Below are 19,043 nucleotides of genomic sequence, written 5' to 3' on the forward strand. Positions count from 1 at the left end.
TCGAGCAAGATATTCTCGGGAAACCACCGCACACTTTTCCGGATCATGCTCAGACCTGCTCGATCACGATCGAATTGATCTCGTTGGCGACGTCGTCGAAGCGGTCGGCCACCTTCTCGAGATGGTCGTAGATCTCCGCGCCGACGATGAAGTCCATGGTGTTGGCGTGACGATGTTTGAGGAACAGCTCCTTCAGCCCGATGTCATGGAGGTCGTCGACGCGGCCCTCAAGTTTAGTCAACTCCTCGGTGATCAGAGTCAGCATAGAGACGTTCTGGCCGATCGATTGCAGCAGCGGTAGAGCGCGGACGACCAGGTTGGCGCATTCGACGATCAAAGCTCCCATCTCCCGCATCGGCGGCTCGAACGCGCGCACTTCGAACAGCACGACCGCCTTGGCCGTCTGCTGCATCTGGTCGACGGCATCGTCCATCGACGTGATCAGGTTCTTGATGTCGCCGCGGTCGAACGGGGTGATGAAGGTGCGGCGAACCGCGGTCAGAACCTCGCGGGTGATATTGTCGGCGTCGTTCTCGAACTGGTTGACGCGCTGGCAATAGACCGGCGTCTCGTCGCCGCCCTTCAGCATGTCCTGGAGCGCGATCGCGCAGCTCACCGAGGTCCTGGCGTGCCGGGCGAACAGGTCGAAGAACCGTTCCTCTTTGGGCAAAAAGGCGCGAAACCAGCGCAGCATAGGTCAGTTCCATCGTTCGGGAGGGGCATGGGGCGACCCGTCACAAAACTGTCATAGAACATTTCGCGGAGAAGCATCCGGCGTTGGCTGCCCAAACGGGCGGTCATCCACCGCTTTGTCAGCCCTAAAATGCCCCGATGCCGCCCCCTGCTCTACAGCGACCGCCGCAGGAAATGAGCGATTTCTCCGATCAGGCCACGGCGGAAGGTCAGCACGCAGGCCACGAAGATCACGCCCTGGATGACCGTCACCCACTGGCCGTAGCTGGCGAGATATTGCTGCATGGCAATGATCACGAACGCGCCGACCACGGGCCCGAAGATGGTGCCGAGGCCGCCGACCAGCGTCATCAGCACGATTTCGCCGGACATCGTCCAATGCACGTCGGTGAGCGAGGCGTTCTGCGCGACGAACACCTTCAGCGAACCGGCGAAGCCCGCGAGGGTGCCCGAGATGATGAAGGCAAGCAGCTTGTACTGATCGGTCTTATAGCCGAGCGAGATCGCCCGCTGCTCGTTCTCGCGGATCGACTTGAGCACCTCGCCGAACGGCGAATTGATGGTGCGATAGATCACGAGGAAGCCACCAAGGAAGCCGGCGAGCACGACGTAGTAGAGCACCGTCGGCTTCGAGAGGTCGAGGAAACCGAACAGATGGCCCTGCGGAATGCCCTGAATGCCGTCCTCGCCGTGGGTAAAAGGCGCCTGCAGGTAGATGAAGTAGAGCAATTGCGACAGCGCCAGCGTGATCATCGAGAAATAGATGCCCTGGCGGCGGATCGAGATGTACCCCGTGACGAGGCCGAGCAAGGTCGCCGCCGCGGTGCCGATCACGATGCCGAGTTCGGGCGGCAGTGCCCAGACCTTGAGCGCATGCGCCGTCACGTAGCCGGCGGTGCCGAGGAACATGGCATGGCCGAACGACAGCAGGCCGCCATAGCCGATCAGAAGGTTGAAGGCGCAAGCGAGCAGCGCAAAGCACAGCGCCTGCATGACGAAGAAAGGATAGATCCCGGTAAACGGCACGAGCGCCAGCAGCAAAGCCATGGCGGCGAACACGATCATCTCGTCGCGCATCGCGCGCGGGGTCACCGGAAGCGTATCGTCGGTCAATGCTGACATATCAGGCCGCCCGTCCCGTCAGTCCCGTCGGTTTCACCAGCAGCACCAGCACCATCAGGACAAACACCACGGTGTTGGAGGCTTCGGGATAAAAATACTTGGTCAGTCCCTCGATCACGCCGAGCGCGAAGCCGGTGATGATCGATCCCATGATCGAGCCCATGCCCCCGATCACGACCACCGCGAACACGACGATGATCAGATCGGCGCCCATCAGCGGGCGGACCTGGTTGATCGGCGCCGACAGCACGCCCGCGAGCGCGGCAAGGCCGACGCCGAGGCCGTAGGTGAGCGTGATCATGCGCGGCACGTTGATGCCGAAGGCGCGCACCAGCGTCGGGTTCTCGGTGGCGGCGCGCAGGTAGGCGCCGAGCTGCGTCTTCTCGATCAGGAACCAGGTAGCGAAGCATACGACGAGGGAGAAGATGACGACCCAGCCGCGATAGATCGGCAGAAACATGAAGCCGAGATTGATGCCGCCCTGCAGCCCGCGCCAGTCTCCGATCTGCGGGTAATCTGGAATCGCATAGGGCAGACCGGAGGAGCCGAAATAGTTCTGGAACACGCCCTGCACGATCAGCGCGATGCCGAAGGTCAGCAGCAGTCCGTAGAGATGGTCGAGCCCTGCCAGCCACTGCAGCATGGTCCGCTCGAGGATCATGCCGAAGATTCCCACCACGATCGGCGCGATGATCAACGCCCACCAGTATCCGAGGCCCCCCAGACTGAGCAGGAAATACGCCGTGAAGGCGCCCATCATGTAGAGCGCGCCATGCGCGAAATTGATGATGTTGAGCATGCCGAAGATAACGGCGAGCCCCAGACTGAGCAGCGCGTAGAACGAGCCGTTGATCAGTCCCACCAGAAGCTGTGCGTAAAGAGCCTGCATCGGATCAGCTTTCGATACCCGGATGAAGCCCGCCGGTCAGGCCATGACCAGCGAGCATGATCGTCACTTTTTCAGCAATGCGCATTTGCTCTCGGACAGCGGCGTGAACGCCTGGTCGCCCGGTACGGAGCCGACCAGCTTGTAGAAATCCCACGGGCCCTTTGACTCCGAAGGCTTCTTCACCTCGAACAGATAGGCGGTGTGGATGGTGCGGCCATTGGGCTGGATCTCGCCCTTGCCGAACAGGGCGTCGTCGGTCGGGATCGCCTTCATCTTCTCCACCACCTTGACGCCGTCATGCGGATTGCCGCCGAGCGCGTCCAGCGCCTTGAAGTAATGCAGCAAGCCTGCATAGACGCCGGCCTGCACCATGGTCGGCGGCGCGCCGTTCTTCATCCGCTCGGCGAAGCGCTTGGAGAACGCGCGGGTCTGGTCGTTCATGTCCCAGTAGAACGTCTCGGTGAAGTTCAGGCCCTGCGCAGTCTCGAGACCGATCGCCTTCACGTCGGTCAGGAAGAGCAGAAGCGCCGCCAGCTTCTGGCCGCCTTTGACGATACCGAATTCGGCGGCCTGCTTGATCGAATTGGTGGTGTCGCCGCCGGCATTGGCGAGGCCGATGATCTTGGCCTTGGACGACTGCGCCTGCAGCAGGAAGGACGAGAAGTCCGAAGTGTTGAGCGGGTGCTTGACGCCGCCGAGCACCTTGCCGCCATTGGCGGTAACGACGGCCGTGGTGTCGCGCTCGAGCGCTGCGCCGAAGGCGTAGTCCGCGGTCAGGAAGAACCAGGTATCGCCGCCGGCCTTCACCAGCGCCTGCCCCGTCGTGTGCGCGAGCATGTAGGTGTCGTAAGTCCAATGCACCGTGTTCGGTGAGCACTGCGCATTGGTCAGGTCCGATGTCGCGGCACCCGAGTTGATGTAGACGCCGTTCTTCTCCTTCACCACATTGTTGACCGCGAGCGCGACGCCGGAATTCGGCACGTCGACGATCACGTCGACCTTGTCGACGTCGAACCACTGACGGGCAATGGTGGTGCCGATGTCGGGCTTGTTCTGGTGGTCTCCGGAGACGATCTCGATCTTCCAGCCCTTGGCCTTCAGGCCCGAATCCTCGGCCGCCATCTGCGCAGCGAGGGTCGAGCCGGGGCCGCCGAGGTCGGCGTAGAGACCGGACTGATCGGACAGCGCGCCGATCTTCACCGTCTTGTCCTGCGCAGCCGCGAGGCTTGCGGAGGCGAGCGTTAGCGCGGTGCCGAGCAGTAGCGCTGAAATCTTGGTCTTCATTTTGTAATTTCCTCGTCTTCAAACTAAGTGGTTCCCGGCGATTTCAGACGCCGAGATAGGTATGGAGCTTGTCCATATTGGCCGACAGCTCGGAATTGGCGAAGCCGTCGATCACCTTGCCGTGCTCGACGATGTAGTAGCGGTCGGCGACGGTCGAGGCGAAGCGGAAGTTCTGCTCGACCAAAAGGATGGTGAAGCCTTCGGATTTCAGCCGCGCGATGGTGTGGCCGATCTGCTGGATGATGACGGGCGCGAGACCTTCGGTCGGCTCGTCCAACATCAGGAAGCGCGCCCCGGTGCGCAGGATGCGCGCAATCGCCAGCATCTGCTGCTCGCCGCCGGAGAGCTTGGTGCCCTGGCTATAGAGGCGTTCCTTCAGGTTCGGAAACAGAGCGAAGATCTGCTCCAGCGACAGACCGCCCGGGCGCACGACCGGCGGCAGTAGCAGGTTCTCGCGCACGTCGAGACTCGCGAAGATGCCGCGCTCCTCGGGACAGAATGCGATTCCCTTCCGCGCGATCCGGTCGGACGAGGCGCGGATGATCTCCTGATTGTCGAATCGGATCGAGCCGGTGCGCTTGCCGATGATGCCCATGACCGCCTTCAGCGTCGTGGTCTTGCCGGCGCCATTGCGGCCGAGCAGCGTCACCACCTCGCCGGCCTTCACGTTGAAATTGATACCGTGAAGAATGTGGGACTCGCCGTACCACGCCTGCAGGTCCCTGACCGAGAGCACCTCCGCGCCGCCGGCGGCCTTTGCCGGGGCTTCCGCCAGTTTCGCGTCAGCCATGACCCGCTCCCAAATAGGCTTCCTTCACGCGCTCATCCTTGGAGAGGTCGGCGTAGTTGCCCTCCGCCAGCACCTGTCCGCGCGTCAGCACGGTGATGATGTCCGACAGATTGGCCACGACCGAAAGATTATGTTCGACCATCAAGATGGTGTATTTGGCGGAAATGCGCTTGATCAGGGCGGCGATCTTGTCGATGTCCTCGTGGCCCATCCCGGCCATTGGCTCGTCGAGCAGCATCATCTCCGGGTCGAGCGCTAGCGTCGTTGCAATTTCAAGTGCGCGTTTGCGGCCATAGGGCATCTCGACCGCCGGCGTGTTGGCGAACTCGCTCAAGCCGACGTCGTTCAGCAGCTCGCGAGCGCGCCCATTATAGCGGTCAAGCACGCTCTTGGAGCGCCAGAAGTCGAAGGACGAGCCGTGCTGGCGCTGCAATGCAACGCGGACGTTCTCGAGCGCCGTCAAATGCGGGAATACCGCAGAGATCTGGAACGAGCGCACGAGTCCGAGCCGCGCCACATCGGCCGGCTGCATTGCGGTGATGTCCTGCCCCTTGTAGAGAATCTGGCCTGCCGACGGCTTCAAGAATTTGGTCAGCAGGTTGAAACATGTCGTCTTGCCGGCGCCGTTCGGCCCGATCAACGCATGGATACTGCCGCGACGCACCTTCAGCGCGACGTCGCGAACGGCGAAGAAACCCGCGAATTCCTTGGTCAATCCGTGGGTTTCGAGAATGAACTCATCGGCCAAACAAATTCCCCCATAAGCCATCGCTGCGAGGCCTCTCGCTCGCGTGACCGGTTTTTCTCGTGCCCGACATGATCCGAGACGTCCTGGAAACCGTCCCGTGAACCGCCGCCTCCGGGCCGGAATATGCCGTCATCCGAGCCAGTTACGCAAGGCGGAAAGCTGTGCGACGGCGACGACAGTATCCGGTTCCGGTTCACCCTTAGTCGAATGACGTTCGGTCGCACTTTGCGCGTCGAAAGCGCGCCCGGCTGAGAGGTCGCGCCGAACCCGTACCTGCTTTGATCCTTAGAACGGCGATCCGCAACGTCTCGACGCGCTCACCTAGTCCTTCTTGCGCGCCTTCGCGGGCACTTCCTTCGCGTAGAGATCCGGCTTGAAGCCGACCACGCGCCTGGCCCCGAGATCGAGCACCGGGCGCTTGATCATCGACGGCTGCTCCGCCATCAGCGCGAGCGCCTTGCGCTCGTTCAACCCTTCCTTCTCGCTGTCAGGCAGCTTCTTGAAGGTGGTGCCGGCGCGGTTGAGCAGCGTCTCCCACCCGACCTCGTCGCTCCATTGCTTGAGCTTGTCCTTGCCGATGCCGGCGGTCTTGTAGTCGTGAAAGTCGTATGCGAGGCCGTGGTCATCGAGCCAGGCGCGCGCCTTCTTCATCGTGTCGCAATTCTTGATGCCGTAGATCGTGATCGCCATCGCTCCCCTGCCTTACCGTACTCCTAGTGTTCGCGGCTTATCCCCCGCCCCCCGGCTCAAGCGCTTCGCCGAGTTCGAGCGGGTGCGCCATGGTCTCGTGCAGTGCCTCCTTGTCGAGCTCGCCTTCCGACAGGCTGATCACGACGCAGGCGACGCCGTTGCCGATCAGATTGGTCAGCGCGCGACACTCGCTCATGAACTTGTCGATGCCGACCAGGATGGCGATCGACTGGATCGGAATGTCGGGCACGATCGACAGCGTCGCCGCCAGCGTGATGAAGCCTGCGCCGGTGACCCCTGACGCCCCCTTCGACGTGATCATGGCAATGCCCAAAATGCCGAGCTCCTGCCAGATCGTCAGAGGCGTGTTGGTCGCCTGCGCCAGAAACAGCGTCGCCAGCGTCATGTAGATGTTGGTGCCGTCGAGATTGAAGCTGTAGCCGGTCGGGATCACGAGGCCGACCACCGAGCGCGAAGCGCCGAGATGCTCCATCTTCTGGATCATTTGCGGCAGCACGGTCTCCGACGACGACGTGCCGAGCACGATCAGCAGCTCGTCCTTGATGTAGGCGATGAAGCGGATGATCGAGAAACCGGACAGCCGCGCAATCGAACCGAGCACGATCAGCACGAACAGAATGCTGGTGAGATAGAAGGTGCCGATCAGCGCGGCCAAATTCCACAGCGAGCCGAGACCGTAGGCGCCGACCGTGAACGCCATGGCGCCGAATGCGCCGAGCGGCGCCACGCGGACGATGATGCGGATGATGCCGAAGAACATCTTGGCGGCCTTGTCGATTGCCGCCGCGATCGGCTCGCCGGCCTTGCCCATGTAGGCGATGGCGAACCCTGACAGGATCGAGATCAGCAGCACCTGCAGCAGGTCGCCGCGCGCCAGCGCGCCGAAGAAGCTGTCGGGAATGATCGCCATCAGGTGCGCGACGATGCCTTGCTCCTTCGCCTGCGTTACATAGTTGGCAACTGACTTCGTATCGATCGAGGCCGGATCGATGTTGAAGCCCCTCCCGGGCTGCAACGTCCTGCCGACCAGCAGGCCGACGGCGAGCGCCACTGTCGACACCGTCTCGAAATAGATCAGCGCCTTCAATCCGACGCGGCCGACACGCTTGAGGTCGCCCATCGAGGAGATGCCGTGCACCACGGTACAGAAGATCACCGGCGCGATCATCATCTTGATCAGCGCAATGAAACCGTCGCCGAGCGGCTTCAGCGACTTGCCGAGATCGGGATAGAAATATCCGATCAGGATGCCGAGTGCGATCGCGATCAGCACCTGGACATAGAGGATCTTGTACCAGGGCTGATGATGGTGATGAACAGCGGGCCTGATCGCGTCTGTGGTCATGGGGTGTCCCCGGGGGGTGGGAAGTGCCGACTTGGCGGCGACATCCGAGACGGGAAGTCGCCGCCGACAATTACGTATTCGCAGTCACGGCCGCTTCGGGATGTTGAGCCCGCGCTCGACCGCCGGCCGCTTGAGCCCGCGCTCAAGCCAACCCGCAACATGCTTGAACTGATCGAACTCGACAAGCTCGCGCGCACCATAGAAACCAATGAGGTTGCGCACCCAGCCGAGCATGGAAATATCGGCGATGGTGTAGTCATCGTCCATGAACCACTGCCGGCCGTTAAGACGCGTCTCCATCACTCCGAGCAGACGCTTCGATTCGTCAGCGTAGCGCTGCAGTGGCCGCTTGTCCTCGTAGTCCTTGCCGGCGAACTTGTGGAAGAATCCGATCTGGCCGAACATCGGCCCGATGCCGCCGATCTGGAAGTGAACCCACTGAATGGCCTCGTAGCGCCGGGCGGCATCCTCAGGCAACATTTTGCCGGTCTTCTCCGCAAGATATTGCAGGATGGCCCCTGACTCGAACAAGGGCAGCGGTTTGCCGCCGGGACCATTGGGATCGAGGATTGCCGGAATCCTGCCGTTCGGATTGAGCGACAAGAACTCCGGTGTCTTCTGGTCATTCTTGTTGAAGTCGACGAGATGCACCTCGTAAGGCAGCCCGATCTCCTCCAGCATGATCGACACCTTGACCCCATTCGGCGTCGGCAACGAGTAAAGCTGCAATCGGTCGGGATGCCGGGCGGGCCAGCGGCTGGTGACGGGAAAGGCTGATAGGTCGGCCATTTGATGGTCTTTGCCTGGTTGTTGTTGGGTGGCTAATGTACGGACGTCAGTGCAAGCCGCAAGGGGCCGTGTCGACCATGAAAGATCCTCCGACCCCGGTAAGGCATGGGCTCTCGGACGACGAGCTCGCAGTCCATCCGACCGTGTTCGCGGCCGGTACGCTCAAGGACCAGGTCGTGATCGTCTCCGGCGGCAGCGGCGGCATCGGCCGCGCCATCGTCTGGCTTCTTGCACGATTGGGCGCTCATGTCATCACAGTGGGCCGCGATCAGGGTAAGCTCGATGCACTGGTTGTCGAGCTTGCCGCCCGCGGCCTGAAGGCATCAGCGCATGTCGCCGACATCAAGGAGCCCAACGCCGTCAACGCGATGTTCGATGCGGCATGGGCCGCTCATGGCCGCGTCGACGTGCTGGTGAACAGCGCTGGCGGGCAGTTTCCGCAAGCCGCGATCGATTTCTCGATCAAGGGCTGGAACGCCGTGATCAACACCAATCTCAACGGCACCTGGTACATGATGCAGGCGTCTGCGCAGCGCTGGCGCGAACGCAAGGCTCGCGGCAGCATCGTCAACATCGTCGTGGTCACGACCCACGGCCTCTACGGCGTCGCTCACTCCATTGCTGCACGTTCCGGCGTGATCGGATTGTCGCGCGCGCTCGCAGTCGAATGGGCGCCACTGAACATCCGCGTCAACTGCATCGCACCCGGCGCGATCGAGACCGAGGGCTGGAACGTTTACACCAGGGAGGCGCGCGCGGCCTATCCGCGCTCCAATCCGATGATGCGCGCGGGCTCGCCCTGGGACATCGCGGAAGCCAGCGTTTACCTCGCAGGCCCCTCCGGCAGTTTCATCACCGGCGAAACGCTGACCGTCGACGGCGGCAGCCAGCATTGGGGTGAGACCTGGACCACGGGCAAGCCGGACTATTTCAGGGATGGCGAATAGGCTCAACATTGCGCAAGTGACAGCAAGATAGACAAAGGCAAGGCGCAGCGACGCTTCGCGCTGTCCACCTACCGATTATTTCCCGTCATCGAAACTGACGATGACGGCGGCATTCGCGATCAGGATGGGATCATTGCCCTGATCCGACGGGATTTCGAGCCCGCCCGCGATCGCCCTCACCGTCGCGGTGCCGTACGGCAACTCCTTTGCGACCGCCGCCGTGTCGACTTCATCCGGGTTCGGCACGCCGATCGTCACATCGACAAACATCTCGTTCGCGGTCTTGCCGATCATGCGGAAGAAGCCGAGGCTCGAATGCCGGATGGCGTCGGAGACCGCGCGCCTGGCCGCCTTGGTCGCATCGCGACCGTGAACGTCGACACCCATGCCCATTTCAGTGATACAGCGTATGCGCGTCATGAAAGCTTCCTGTTGCGATTGACCTAGAGGATCGGCCATTCCATTGACCGCCGCGGCCGCAACGTCAAGCAATGCAACGATCAGGTTAGCTCGATCCCATTGCGGCGGCGCGGAGACCAAGATCAGGTACTTTGCGCCGGACCGATATCGGGACCGGGATGCCGGCCGGAGGCCACGACGGCCAAGCGGCCGAGATAGTGCGCCCATCCCTTGGCGTGGCTCTCGCACTGCGCCGCGTTCGGAAGACCGCTATGGGTCATCCGCAACAGCGTGCCGTTGTCCTTGTCGACCAGATCGATCTCGATCAGGCTCGATCCGGGCGGCACCTCTTCGCCATCCTCCCACCCAAAACTGTAAGCAAGCCGATGGACCGGCACGACCTCGTGGAATTTACCGCGCGCCACTCTGGCGCGACTGCCGCCGATGCCCTTGAGGAGATAGAGCCCGCCTGGATGCGTCTCGGTGGTCGCCTCGAGACCCATCCAGCTCACGATCTTTTCCGGATCAGTCAGGAACGCGAAGACCGTCGCAGGCGGGGCGGCGATCTGCAATTCACGTCGGACCACGAGCGGTTCTGTCATCGACACCTCCATGAAGCGACCGGTGATAACTAAAGCATGATCCGGAAAAGTGTGCAGCGGTTTTCCCTCGCGACAAACGCGTCGCGTTTGCGCGGAGATCATGCTCAAACAAAGAACTAGCGCGCGACAATGTTGCGTCCTCATCTCTTCGCGCGCCTGGAATTCGAGATAGCGCGTGACAAGGGCGGCGCGTCACCCTCATGATGGAGCGATGCAGCTTTCTGCGACTCTTTCCTGGCTCGTTGACGCAGCTGCCGAGTCCCCCGGCGCCGACAAGTGGCTTTCGGAACTCGGCACACATCTCGTCGCGGATGGCTTGCCACTCGCGGGGGGAACCCTCACGCTCGATGTTCCGCATCCGCTGATTGCAAGGCGCACCTGGCTGTGGCGCGCCGACAGCGGCGAGGTCATCGAGGCGCTCGGATTCGCAACCGAGGGTCTCGCGGCAACCAGTGAAGCAAGACCATCTGCCGGACGACGATGGCTCGCCGAACTCACGTCGGGTTCTCCGCATGAGGACACGATCGGACCAACCCAGGATGGCCCCATGCTCGGTTGGATCGGGCCGCGCCCGTTCACGGCCGACGAGATCGAGCGGCTGCGCGAGGTCGCGCGCTTCGCGGCGGCGCCGCTTGCCGTGCTCGCGGCCCGCGCCACGTTGTCGGCGGCGCTGGAAGCCTATCTCGGCCGACGCAGCGCGGCGCGCGTACTGGCGTCTCCCTTGCGGCGCAATACCGGCGAGACGATCAAGGCCGCCCTGCTCTACGCCGACTTGCGCGGCTTCACCGCGCTCTCCGAAAGCCATCCGCCCGCCGAGGTCATCGCGGCGCTCGACGCCTGGTTCGATCGCATCGCGGGCGCGATCCATGCCTTCGGCGGCGAGGTTTTGAAGTTCATCGGCGACGGCGTGCTTGCGATCTTTCCGGTGACCGCGAGCCCGCGCAACGCCTGCGAGGCGGCGCTGCGCGCCGTCTCCGCCGCGCGGGTCGGGATGGTCCATCTCGATCAGGAGCGGCGCCGGCAGGGACTGACGCCTCTGCCTTTCGGCGTAGCGCTGCATCTCGGCGAGATGCTGTGGGGCAACATCGGTGCCGCCGACCGTCTCGACTTCACGGCGATCGGCCCGGCCGTCAATCTGGTCAGCCGACTGGAAGGACTGTGCCGGCCGCTCGAGAAGACGGTACTCGTATCCGATACGCTCGCCGCCGAGACCGACATGCCCCTGGTCGCGCTCGGAACACATCAGTTGCGCGGGATCGCAAGGCCGTGCACGGTGTTCACCCTGCCTGACGATTGAGCTGACCATCGGCGATCCCGCTCCGGATGCCGGCTTCATGCCGGCGCCGGCGCGGTTCGCGGCATCGCGAACGGGCGGAAGGTCAGCGCGATCAGGAATGCGCCGAGGCCGACGGCCCAGGAGCCGACATAGAGCCATGTGTAGCTCGCGAAGGTGTCGTAGATCAGACCGCCGGCGAGCGGTCCGGTCGCCATGCCGAGACTGCCTGCCATCGCCGTTCCGCCGATCACCGTGCCCATCATCCGCAGCGGAAAGTTCTCGCGCGCAAGCACCGAATAGAGCGGCATGGTGCCGGCATAGATGAAGCCGAACAGCGCCGCCACCGCGTAGAATGCGGCGAGCTCGCGCACGAAGACGTAGCCGAGCGCGCCGAACGCCTGCGCAAGCAGGCCAAGCACGAGCACGCGCTTGGCTCCGAAGCGGTCGCCAAGCAGGCCGAACGCGATGCGGCCGCCCATCCCCGCAAGTCCCTCGACGCTGTAGATCGTTACCGCCGCGATCATCGGGATGCCGCAGGTGATCGCATAGCTAACGGTGTGGATGATCGGCCCCGAATGAGTGGCGCAGCAGAAGAAATTCGTCGCGAGCAGGATGATGAATTGAGGCGAGCGCAGCGCCTGCGGAAGCGACATCTCCGGTTCGCCGCTCCCGACTGCCGCGGAGGATTGCCCGCCTTCCAAAGCCGGCGGACGCCGCACCAGGAGTGAGGCCGGGATCATGATCGCCGCGACCACGGCCGCAACGATCAGCATCGAGCTCCGCCAGTCGTGGTACGAGACGAGCCAGGCCGCGAGCGGCGACATCGTGAGAGGCGCCATGCCCATGCCTGCCGACACGAGCGAGACCGCAAGGCTGCGATGGGTGTCGAACCAGCCGGTGACGCAGGCCATCATCGGAGCAAAGATCGCGGCGGTGGCGGCGCCGACCATCACGCCGAACACGAACTGAAACACCAGCAGCGACGGCGCCTGGCTCGCCAGCGCAAGGCTCGCCGCCAGCACCACTGATCCCGTCAGCACCACGGGCAGCGGCCCCAGTCGATCCGACAGCGTCCCCCAGGCCATGCTCGTGAAGGCCATCGCAAGGAAACCGACCGTCATGGCGCTGGATATGCCCGTGACCGACCAGCCGGTGTCACGTGCCATCGGCTGCAGGAACACCGGCAGCGAGAACATGCCACCGATCGCGACGCAGCCGAGCAGACCGCCGGCCGCGACGATCACCCAGCGATAGGCAGAATTGGTCATTCCCGATCTCCCGTGCAATTCGCTCCGGCTTGAAGACGAACGGGAGGGGCGGGAACCGACAGTCGACTATACCGCCTGCTCACTTTTTTGCGAGCAAGGCACCGCGCCGACGCTGATCGTCGCGGCGGCCGGGCTCACGATCGCGCGCAACGTGAAGAACCTCATTCGGCGGCTTCGCGGTGGGGGACGCCCTCTTCAATGTCGAGCTGCAGGATATCGTTGAAGCGGTTGAACGCGCCGCACAGCGCGGTGCGCCATGTCAGCTCGACGATCTGCGGTTCGGAGAAATGCCCGCGGAGCCGATCGAAGATCTCGTCGCGCGTCTTGTTCCAGTTGTTGGTGACAGCGATCGCGTATTCGACGACCAGCCTGTCGACAGCGTCGAGTTCCGGGTGATCCTTGTAGTCGAGCAGCCGTTCCGCCCCCGCTTCCGAGACGCCCTGGATCGCGAGCTTCGGCGCGTGATGCGAGACGCAATAGTCGCACTTGTTCAACAGCGACACCGTCACGACCGCGAGTTCGAGATAGCGCTTCGACAGTACCGCCTCGTCGGCGAGATCGACCAGCAGCGACCACATGTGCTTGAAGATCGGCAACCGCTGCGCCATCACGCCGGCCTGGTGCTCGAACGCGCCATAGGTCGTCATTTTGTCCCAGAGCGGCTTCAGCTCGGGTGGCAGGTCGTTCCTGGTCTTGATGGACACGCGCGACATCGATTTCACCTCGCATCAAGAAATTTGATGGGTGCACCCTGCCTCCGTTCGGAGGCGGCCGCAAGCTGGACACGCTCCCCGGCGCACGCAATGCTGATCAAGGCCAGGCACCCGTCGTGGCAGCCCGCACACTCCAGTGCGGCGAAGAGGCGTCAAGGAGAGAGACATGAGCAACGTCGCAGAGAAAGCTTGGGCAACGGAGAAGAAAGCAGCCGTGGACCTGAAGCTCGAGGTCGTCGTTATTCCCGTTTCCGATGTCGATCGTGCAAAAGCCTTCTACGCAGGTCTCGGCTGGCGGCTCGACGCCGACTTCGCCGCCGGAGACGACTGGCGCGTGATCCAGTTCACACCGCCGGGCTCGCCAGCCTCGGTAATCTTCGGCAAGAACGTCACGGCGGCAAAGCCCGGCTCGGCCCAGGGCCTCTATTTGATCGTCTCCGACATCGAAGCTGCTCACAGGGAACTGGTCGCGCGTGGCGCCGGGGTCAGCGAGGTGTTCCACTCCGGCGACAGCCATGCCGGCAACGACGAGCCCTATTTGTCCGGCCGACTGCGCGTCAAGGGTCCGCATCCTACCCGTGCCAGCTACAGCTCTTACGCCTCGTTCAGCGATCCCGACGGCAATGGCTGGCTGCTGCAAGAGCTGACCGCGCGCCTGCCCGGACGCGTGGACAGCAAGGAAACGACGTTCGCCTCGTCGAATGCGCTTGCCGCCGCGCTGCGGCGCGCCGCGGCCGCGCATGGCGAGCACGAGAAGCGCAACGGCGGCAAGTATGACGACAACTGGCCGGACTGGTATGCGGACTACATCGTCAAGGAGCACGCCGGCGAGAAGCTGCCGGAGTGAGCGGGGTCCGCAGCGTGATGACCGAACCGCAAATCGATGAAAGCCACGGCAAAAGACCCAACTCGAAGGAGTTCGACATGAGCAGCCGACCGGCGGTGACGTTGCGAACCCTGGCAGCCGTGACCGCGATAGGCGGCACCATACTGACGCTGCCGGCGGCCGAGGCCCAGCAGGCGGGCGTCACTCGCACCGACCTGCAGCGGCACGACCTCAGCGCGCCCGGACGCGAGGCGATCCAGGTACGTGTCGATCTCGCACCGGGCGTCGCCTTCCCCAGGCACACGCATCCGGGCGAGGAGATCATCTACGTGCTCGCGGGAGCGATCGAGTATGAGGTCGAAGGCAAGCCGCCGGTGACGCTCAATTCCGGCGATGTGCTGTTCATCCCGGCCGGAACAGTTCATGCCGCGAAGAACATCGGCCCTGGCACCGCAAGCGAGCTTGCGACCTATGTCGTCGAAAAGGGCAAGCCGCTTCTGACGCTTGCGAAGTGATTCAGAAGCGGTACGGTCCACATTCGCTTGCGGTCAGCGATCCACATGACGCCAGTTGCGGACCAGTCTCACCCATGGTGGCAAATGGAATGCGCTCATCAGCAGGTACATCGCAAGCATCCCGGTCAGTGGCGATGCATCGTGCGCGGACGAGCAGAGCATGGACGGCGCGCCGCCATCATGAATCCCCGTCAGCACCGCCATGAGCACGAAGGTCGGTGCGGCCGCCAGCGACAGCAGGCGATCTGCACCTGCGTTGGAGCGCTCCTGATGCCGCGCAACATCACGGTCGACCGCGCTTGTCGTGCTGGAGATCATGCTGGAGCGCTCCGTTTGTTCAGCCTGAGCCGTGCCCCGCGGGACTAGCCGGTGCGTTTGCGGAAGGCAGCCTCGCCGGCATCCGATACCGCGACCCATTTCGGGTCGGGCGCGGCGTCCGGGACATAGCTCTCGTGCCAGTTCCACCACTTGTACGGTCGAGTCTGCGGGTAGCCCTGCGGCGAGTCCTCCCACTCCTCCTGCCGCCCGAGCGCCGTCATGTCGAGGTAACTCCAAACGGTGCCCATCGCCTCGTCGCCGCGACCGTTGATGAGATAAGTGCGGAAGACGCGCTCGCCGTCGCGAATAAAGGCGTTGTGACCGTGCCATTGATCGACGCCGAAGTCTGCATCGAAGCTGTCGGTGATCGTGTACCAGGGTATCTCCCATCCCATCCGCGTCTTCAGCCGCGCGATGTCGTCTTGCGGCGCGCGCGAGGCAAAGGCGAGCGTCGTGCCCCGCGCATTGACGTGAGCGAGGTGCCCCACCTGATCGGCGACCATGGAACAACCGATGCAGGCGTGCTCCGGCCAGCCATGCACGCCGGGCTCGAAGAAGGCGCGATAGACGATCAGTTGGCGGCGGCCCTCGAACAAATCGAGCAGGCTCGCTTTGCCCTTCGGCCCGTCGAACGTATAAGTCTTATCGACCGCAACCCACGGCATCCGCCGCCGCTCGGCGGCCAGTTCGTCGCGGGCGCGGGTCAGGGCCTTCTCCTTGACGAGAAGCTGCTCGCGCGCGGCTTTCCACTCCTGCGGCGATACAATTGGTGGCGTGTTCATGGCGTGCTGTCCTTCTCTTTGCCCCTGCTGTCGGTCGTAAGAAAGACCTAGCGCGAGACATCGAAAGGGTGGGAGTGACAAGTGTGACGGGATTTCGATGGACTCGCTGATCACGGCTGCAGCGCGGGCCCTCGCCGCCGGCGATCTCCTTGGCGTTTTGAAGCGGGTTGGCCTGCGGGACGACCCCCCTGCTCTGGCGCTTCGCGGCATCGCGATGGCGCAACTCGGCGATTTCGCCCGCGCAAAAACTCTGCTGCAAAATGCGGCACGCGCCTTTGGTTCCAGAGAGGCCGTGGCCCGCGCAAGGTGTGTCGTGGCCGAGGCCGAGATCGCGCTGGTGTCGCGCGATCTGGGCTGGCCCCCGAAGACACTCGGCGCCGCACGGGCAACACTGGAAAGGCATGGCGACTGGCTGAACGCCGCGCATGCGCGGCATCTCGAAGTCCGGCGTCTGCTCCTGATCGGCCGGCTCGACGACGCCGAACGGACACTCGGCGGGATCGATCCGGCACCGCTCCCGCCCGCATCGCGGGCGGCGCACGAATTGGTCGTTGCCGGGATCGCGATGCGGCGCATCCGCGCCAAGACAGCGCGCACCGCGCTTGCGCGCGCCCGCCGTGCCGCGGAAGAGGCGCGTATCCCCGCATTGATGGCGGAAGTGGATGCGGCATCAGAGGCACTAAACACGCCGGCGGCGCGCCTGATTGCGGATAGCGGCGAGAAATTGCTCCCGCTCGAGGAGGTCGAAGCTGTGCTGGAGTCTGACGCCCTCGTCGTGGACGCATGCCGCCATGTCGTGCGGTGCAAGGACATCGTGGTCTCGCTTGCAAGGCGTCCCGTGCTGTTCGCGCTGGCGCGTGCGCTCGGCGAAGCGTGGCCTGCGGACCTGACGCGAGATGCGCTGGTCAGACGCGTCTTTCGCGCCAAGCTTGCCGACGAATCGCACCGTGCCCGACTGCGCGTCGAGATCGGGCGGCTTCGCGCCAAGCTGCGTCCGCTCGCGAGCGTGAGCGCGACGGCGCAGGGTTTCGCGCTGACGCCGCACCGCGCAACCAGACTCGTCGTGCTGGCGCCGCCAGTCGAGGATCAGCATGCGGCCGTGATCGCATTTCTTGCCGACGGTGAATCATGGTCGAGTTCGGCGCTCGCACTGGCGCTGGGCGCCAGTCCGCGCACGGTGCAGCGCGCGCTCGATTCCCTTGCGGTCGCGGGCAAGGTGCAGTCCTATGGCCGCGGGCGCGCTCGCCGCTGGATGACAGCGCCGGCGGCGGGATTCACGACAACCTTGTTACTCCCCGGCCCGCTGCCGGGCGGTTAGGTCATGAAGCCAGAGAAGCGGAACCATTCTCCGAGCCGACCGGATCAAAGGAGTGCAGGCATGAAAACATCAGCGGCCGAAATCCTCCGCGAGTACGGGCCCTTTCCAGACGCCGACCATGTGCATGGCGTGACGTTCGACGGCCATCATGTCTGGTTTGCATCAGGAGACCGGCTGAACGCCTTCGATCCCGAAAGCGGAAACACGCTGCGCTCCATCGATGTCGCCGCGCATGCGGGCACGGCGTTCGACGGCAAGCACCTGTACCAGATCGCGGAAGATCGCATCCACAAGCTCGATCCGGCGACCGGCCGCGTGCTCGCGACGATCCCGGCGCCCGGCGGCGGCGGCGACTCGGGTTTGGCCTGGGCCGAGGGAACACTGTGGGTCGGGCAGCATCGCGGCCGGAAGATCCACCAGATCGATCCCGAGAGCGGCGCGATCCTGCGCACCATCGAAAGCAACCGCGTCGTTACCGGCGTCACCTGGACGGACGGCGAGCTTTGGCACGGCACCTGGGAAGGCGACGAGAGTGACGTGCGCCGCGTCGATCCCCAGACCGGAAAGGTGCTGGAGCGCATCGAGATGCCGCCCGGGACCGGCGTATCGGGACTCGAATCCGACGGCGGCGAAAAATTCTTCTGCGGCGGCGGAAGCAGCGGCAAGGTGCGCGCCATCCGGCGCCCAAGGCGGGGGGCGAAGGCTACGTGAGGCTGGTTGGCGTCGCGGGCCGGGCAAGGACGTGAAAAGCCTGCCCGGTTCGTCAGCGGCCGATTGACCCTACAATGATATCTGACTAAAGTCAGATATATGCTTGATCCCGTCTCCCGCGTCCGCCGCTTCAACCGTGCCGTGACATCAGCGGTCGGCGCGCTCGACACATCGTTTCTCGGGCGCGGCCGGCCGCTTGGGGCAGCGCGCGTGTTGAACGCGATCGGGCATGGGCGGTCGGACGTGGGCGAAATTCGCGACTACCTCGGCCTCGATTCCGGCCTGATGAGCCGCCTCCTGCGAGGTCTCGAAAACGAAGGACTGATCGAGACGGCAGCGCATGGCGACGACGCGCGCCGCCGCGTCGTCAGGCTGACGCGGACCGGGCGCCGCGAGTTCAGCACCTATGAAGCGATCTCCAACCGGCAGGCCGAAGGCTTCCTCGCCGGCCATGCGCAACGCGAGGCACTATTGGCGGCGATGGACATGATCGCCTCTGCGCTCGGGCGTGACAGCATCGGGTTGAGTGAAATGGACCCGCGCAGCAAAGAGGCGCGCTATTGCCTCGGCGCGTATTACGACGAACTGGCGCGCCGCTTCAAACAGGGGTTTGACGTCACACTGTCGCGCGACCCGGATGCGAGAGACATGGTGCGGCCGCGCGGCGCGTTCATCGTGGCGATGTCGGACGGCCTGCCGATCGGCTGCGTCGGACTGAAGGGCAGCGGCGGCGATTTGGCCGAGATCAAGCGACTCTGGGTCGCGCCTGACGCTCGCGGACTGCGCCTCGGCCGGCGCCTGATGGAGGCGGCCGAGTCGGCCGCGCGCGAGCTTGGCGTCAAGGTATTGCGGCTCGACACCAACAGCGCGCTGCCGGAAGCCGGCCAGCTCTACCGCAGGAGCGGCTGGACCGAAATCCCGCGCTTCAACGACGACCCGTATCCGGATCTGTTCTTCGAAAAACGTCTGTGAGCGGCGCGCGCTCACCGGCATAAGA

General features: G+C 63.9%; 22 protein-coding genes. 7 read left to right on the plus strand and 15 right to left on the minus strand.

Going from position 1 to position 19,043, the window contains the following annotated elements:
- Positions 1-49 precede the first annotated feature (49 nt).
- The 9 genes from JQ553_RS23040 to JQ553_RS23080 form a co-directional block, all read right to left on the minus strand.
- Complete coding sequence (locus tag JQ553_RS23040; protein WP_212502295.1) at positions 50-694, minus strand: DUF47 domain-containing protein; 645 nt, start codon at positions 692-694, stop codon at positions 50-52.
- Positions 695-846: 152 nt separating this feature from the next.
- The gene (locus JQ553_RS23045) at positions 847-1,815 is read right to left on the minus strand and encodes a branched-chain amino acid ABC transporter permease (RefSeq protein WP_212502296.1); all 969 of its coding nucleotides are present in this window, start codon (positions 1,813-1,815) and stop codon (positions 847-849) included.
- Position 1,816: 1 nt separating this feature from the next.
- Positions 1,817-2,704, minus strand: coding sequence for a branched-chain amino acid ABC transporter permease (locus JQ553_RS23050; RefSeq protein WP_212502297.1), 888 nt, complete (start codon positions 2,702-2,704; stop codon positions 1,817-1,819).
- 63 nt (positions 2,705-2,767) lie between these two features.
- On the minus strand, positions 2,768-3,988 hold the full coding sequence (locus JQ553_RS23055) for an ABC transporter substrate-binding protein (protein ID WP_212502298.1): 1,221 nt from the start codon (positions 3,986-3,988) through the stop codon (positions 2,768-2,770).
- Between the two features lie 43 nt (positions 3,989-4,031).
- Positions 4,032-4,778 (minus strand): ABC transporter ATP-binding protein, encoded by a 747-nt coding sequence (locus tag JQ553_RS23060; RefSeq protein ID WP_212502299.1) that lies wholly within the window; start codon positions 4,776-4,778, stop codon positions 4,032-4,034.
- Positions 4,771-5,526 carry an ABC transporter ATP-binding protein gene (locus tag JQ553_RS23065; protein ID WP_212502300.1) on the minus strand — a complete coding sequence of 252 codons (756 nt, stop codon included), beginning with the start codon at positions 5,524-5,526 and terminating at the stop codon, positions 4,771-4,773. Before JQ553_RS23065 ends, JQ553_RS23060 begins: the two co-directional genes overlap by 8 nt.
- Before the next feature lie 321 nt (positions 5,527-5,847).
- Positions 5,848-6,216, minus strand: coding sequence for an ArsC family reductase (locus JQ553_RS23070; protein WP_212502301.1), 369 nt, complete (start codon positions 6,214-6,216; stop codon positions 5,848-5,850).
- Between the two features lie 37 nt (positions 6,217-6,253).
- Positions 6,254-7,582, minus strand: coding sequence for a dicarboxylate/amino acid:cation symporter (locus JQ553_RS23075; protein WP_212502302.1), 1,329 nt, complete (start codon positions 7,580-7,582; stop codon positions 6,254-6,256).
- An 84-nt stretch (positions 7,583-7,666) separates the two neighbouring features.
- Complete coding sequence (locus tag JQ553_RS23080) at positions 7,667-8,371, minus strand: glutathione S-transferase family protein (protein WP_212502303.1); 705 nt, start codon at positions 8,369-8,371, stop codon at positions 7,667-7,669.
- Positions 8,372-8,448: 77 nt separating this feature from the next.
- Here JQ553_RS23080 and JQ553_RS23085 point away from each other — a divergent pair, with 77 nt between their 5' ends.
- Positions 8,449-9,318: an SDR family oxidoreductase gene (locus JQ553_RS23085; protein WP_212502304.1), complete on the plus strand. Its 870-nt coding sequence runs from the start codon at positions 8,449-8,451 to the stop codon at positions 9,316-9,318.
- A gap of 75 nt (positions 9,319-9,393) precedes the next feature.
- Here JQ553_RS23085 and JQ553_RS23090 read toward each other — a convergent pair whose 3' ends face one another.
- Both JQ553_RS23090 and JQ553_RS23095 read right to left on the minus strand, forming a co-directional pair.
- On the minus strand, positions 9,394-9,738 hold the full coding sequence (locus JQ553_RS23090; RefSeq protein WP_212502305.1) for a Lin0512 family protein: 345 nt from the start codon (positions 9,736-9,738) through the stop codon (positions 9,394-9,396).
- 122 nt (positions 9,739-9,860) lie between these two features.
- On the minus strand, positions 9,861-10,319 hold the full coding sequence (locus JQ553_RS23095; RefSeq protein WP_212502306.1) for an SRPBCC domain-containing protein: 459 nt from the start codon (positions 10,317-10,319) through the stop codon (positions 9,861-9,863).
- 211 nt (positions 10,320-10,530) lie between these two features.
- Between JQ553_RS23095 and JQ553_RS23100 the strand changes: the two genes are divergently transcribed.
- Positions 10,531-11,616, plus strand: a complete 1,086-nt coding sequence (locus JQ553_RS23100) for an adenylate/guanylate cyclase domain-containing protein (protein WP_212502307.1) — start codon at positions 10,531-10,533, stop codon at positions 11,614-11,616.
- A 35-nt stretch (positions 11,617-11,651) separates the two neighbouring features.
- Here JQ553_RS23100 and JQ553_RS23105 read toward each other — a convergent pair whose 3' ends face one another.
- Both JQ553_RS23105 and JQ553_RS23110 read right to left on the minus strand, forming a co-directional pair.
- Entirely contained in the window at positions 11,652-12,863 is a 1,212-nt protein-coding gene (locus JQ553_RS23105; protein ID WP_212502308.1) for an MFS transporter, read from the minus strand.
- A 161-nt stretch (positions 12,864-13,024) separates the two neighbouring features.
- The gene (locus JQ553_RS23110) at positions 13,025-13,576 is read right to left on the minus strand and encodes a carboxymuconolactone decarboxylase family protein (protein WP_212502309.1); all 552 of its coding nucleotides are present in this window, start codon (positions 13,574-13,576) and stop codon (positions 13,025-13,027) included.
- A 166-nt stretch (positions 13,577-13,742) separates the two neighbouring features.
- On the opposite strand from JQ553_RS23110, the gene JQ553_RS23115 reads away from it, so the two are divergent.
- Together JQ553_RS23115 and JQ553_RS23120 are read left to right on the plus strand one after the other, a co-directional pair.
- Entirely contained in the window at positions 13,743-14,423 is a 681-nt protein-coding gene (locus JQ553_RS23115; protein WP_212502310.1) for a VOC family protein, read from the plus strand.
- Positions 14,424-14,500: 77 nt separating this feature from the next.
- Positions 14,501-14,917 (plus strand): cupin domain-containing protein, encoded by a 417-nt coding sequence (locus tag JQ553_RS23120; protein WP_212502311.1) that lies wholly within the window; start codon positions 14,501-14,503, stop codon positions 14,915-14,917.
- Positions 14,918-14,950: 33 nt separating this feature from the next.
- On the opposite strand, the gene JQ553_RS23125 is transcribed toward JQ553_RS23120, so the two are convergent.
- Together JQ553_RS23125 and JQ553_RS23130 are read right to left on the minus strand one after the other, a co-directional pair.
- A complete protein-coding gene (locus JQ553_RS23125) occupies positions 14,951-15,235 on the minus strand; it encodes a hypothetical protein (protein WP_212502312.1) in 285 nt (94 codons plus the stop codon).
- A 44-nt stretch (positions 15,236-15,279) separates the two neighbouring features.
- Entirely contained in the window at positions 15,280-16,017 is a 738-nt protein-coding gene (locus JQ553_RS23130) for a DUF899 domain-containing protein (RefSeq protein ID WP_212502313.1), read from the minus strand.
- A 97-nt stretch (positions 16,018-16,114) separates the two neighbouring features.
- Here JQ553_RS23130 and JQ553_RS23135 point away from each other — a divergent pair, with 97 nt between their 5' ends.
- The 3 genes from JQ553_RS23135 (at position 16,115) to JQ553_RS23145 (ending at position 19,018) form a co-directional block, all read left to right on the plus strand.
- Entirely contained in the window at positions 16,115-17,335 is a 1,221-nt protein-coding gene (locus tag JQ553_RS23135) for a helix-turn-helix domain-containing protein (RefSeq protein WP_212502314.1), read from the plus strand.
- 60 nt (positions 17,336-17,395) lie between these two features.
- The gene (locus tag JQ553_RS23140) at positions 17,396-18,046 is read left to right on the plus strand and encodes a PQQ-binding-like beta-propeller repeat protein (protein WP_212502315.1); all 651 of its coding nucleotides are present in this window, start codon (positions 17,396-17,398) and stop codon (positions 18,044-18,046) included.
- A 99-nt stretch (positions 18,047-18,145) separates the two neighbouring features.
- The gene (locus tag JQ553_RS23145) at positions 18,146-19,018 is read left to right on the plus strand and encodes a bifunctional helix-turn-helix transcriptional regulator/GNAT family N-acetyltransferase (protein ID WP_212502316.1); all 873 of its coding nucleotides are present in this window, start codon (positions 18,146-18,148) and stop codon (positions 19,016-19,018) included.
- Positions 19,019-19,043 lie beyond the last annotated feature (25 nt).

This window comes from Bradyrhizobium lablabi, from assembly GCF_018131005.1.
Taxonomy (GTDB): domain Bacteria; phylum Pseudomonadota; class Alphaproteobacteria; order Rhizobiales; family Xanthobacteraceae; genus Bradyrhizobium; species Bradyrhizobium lablabi_D.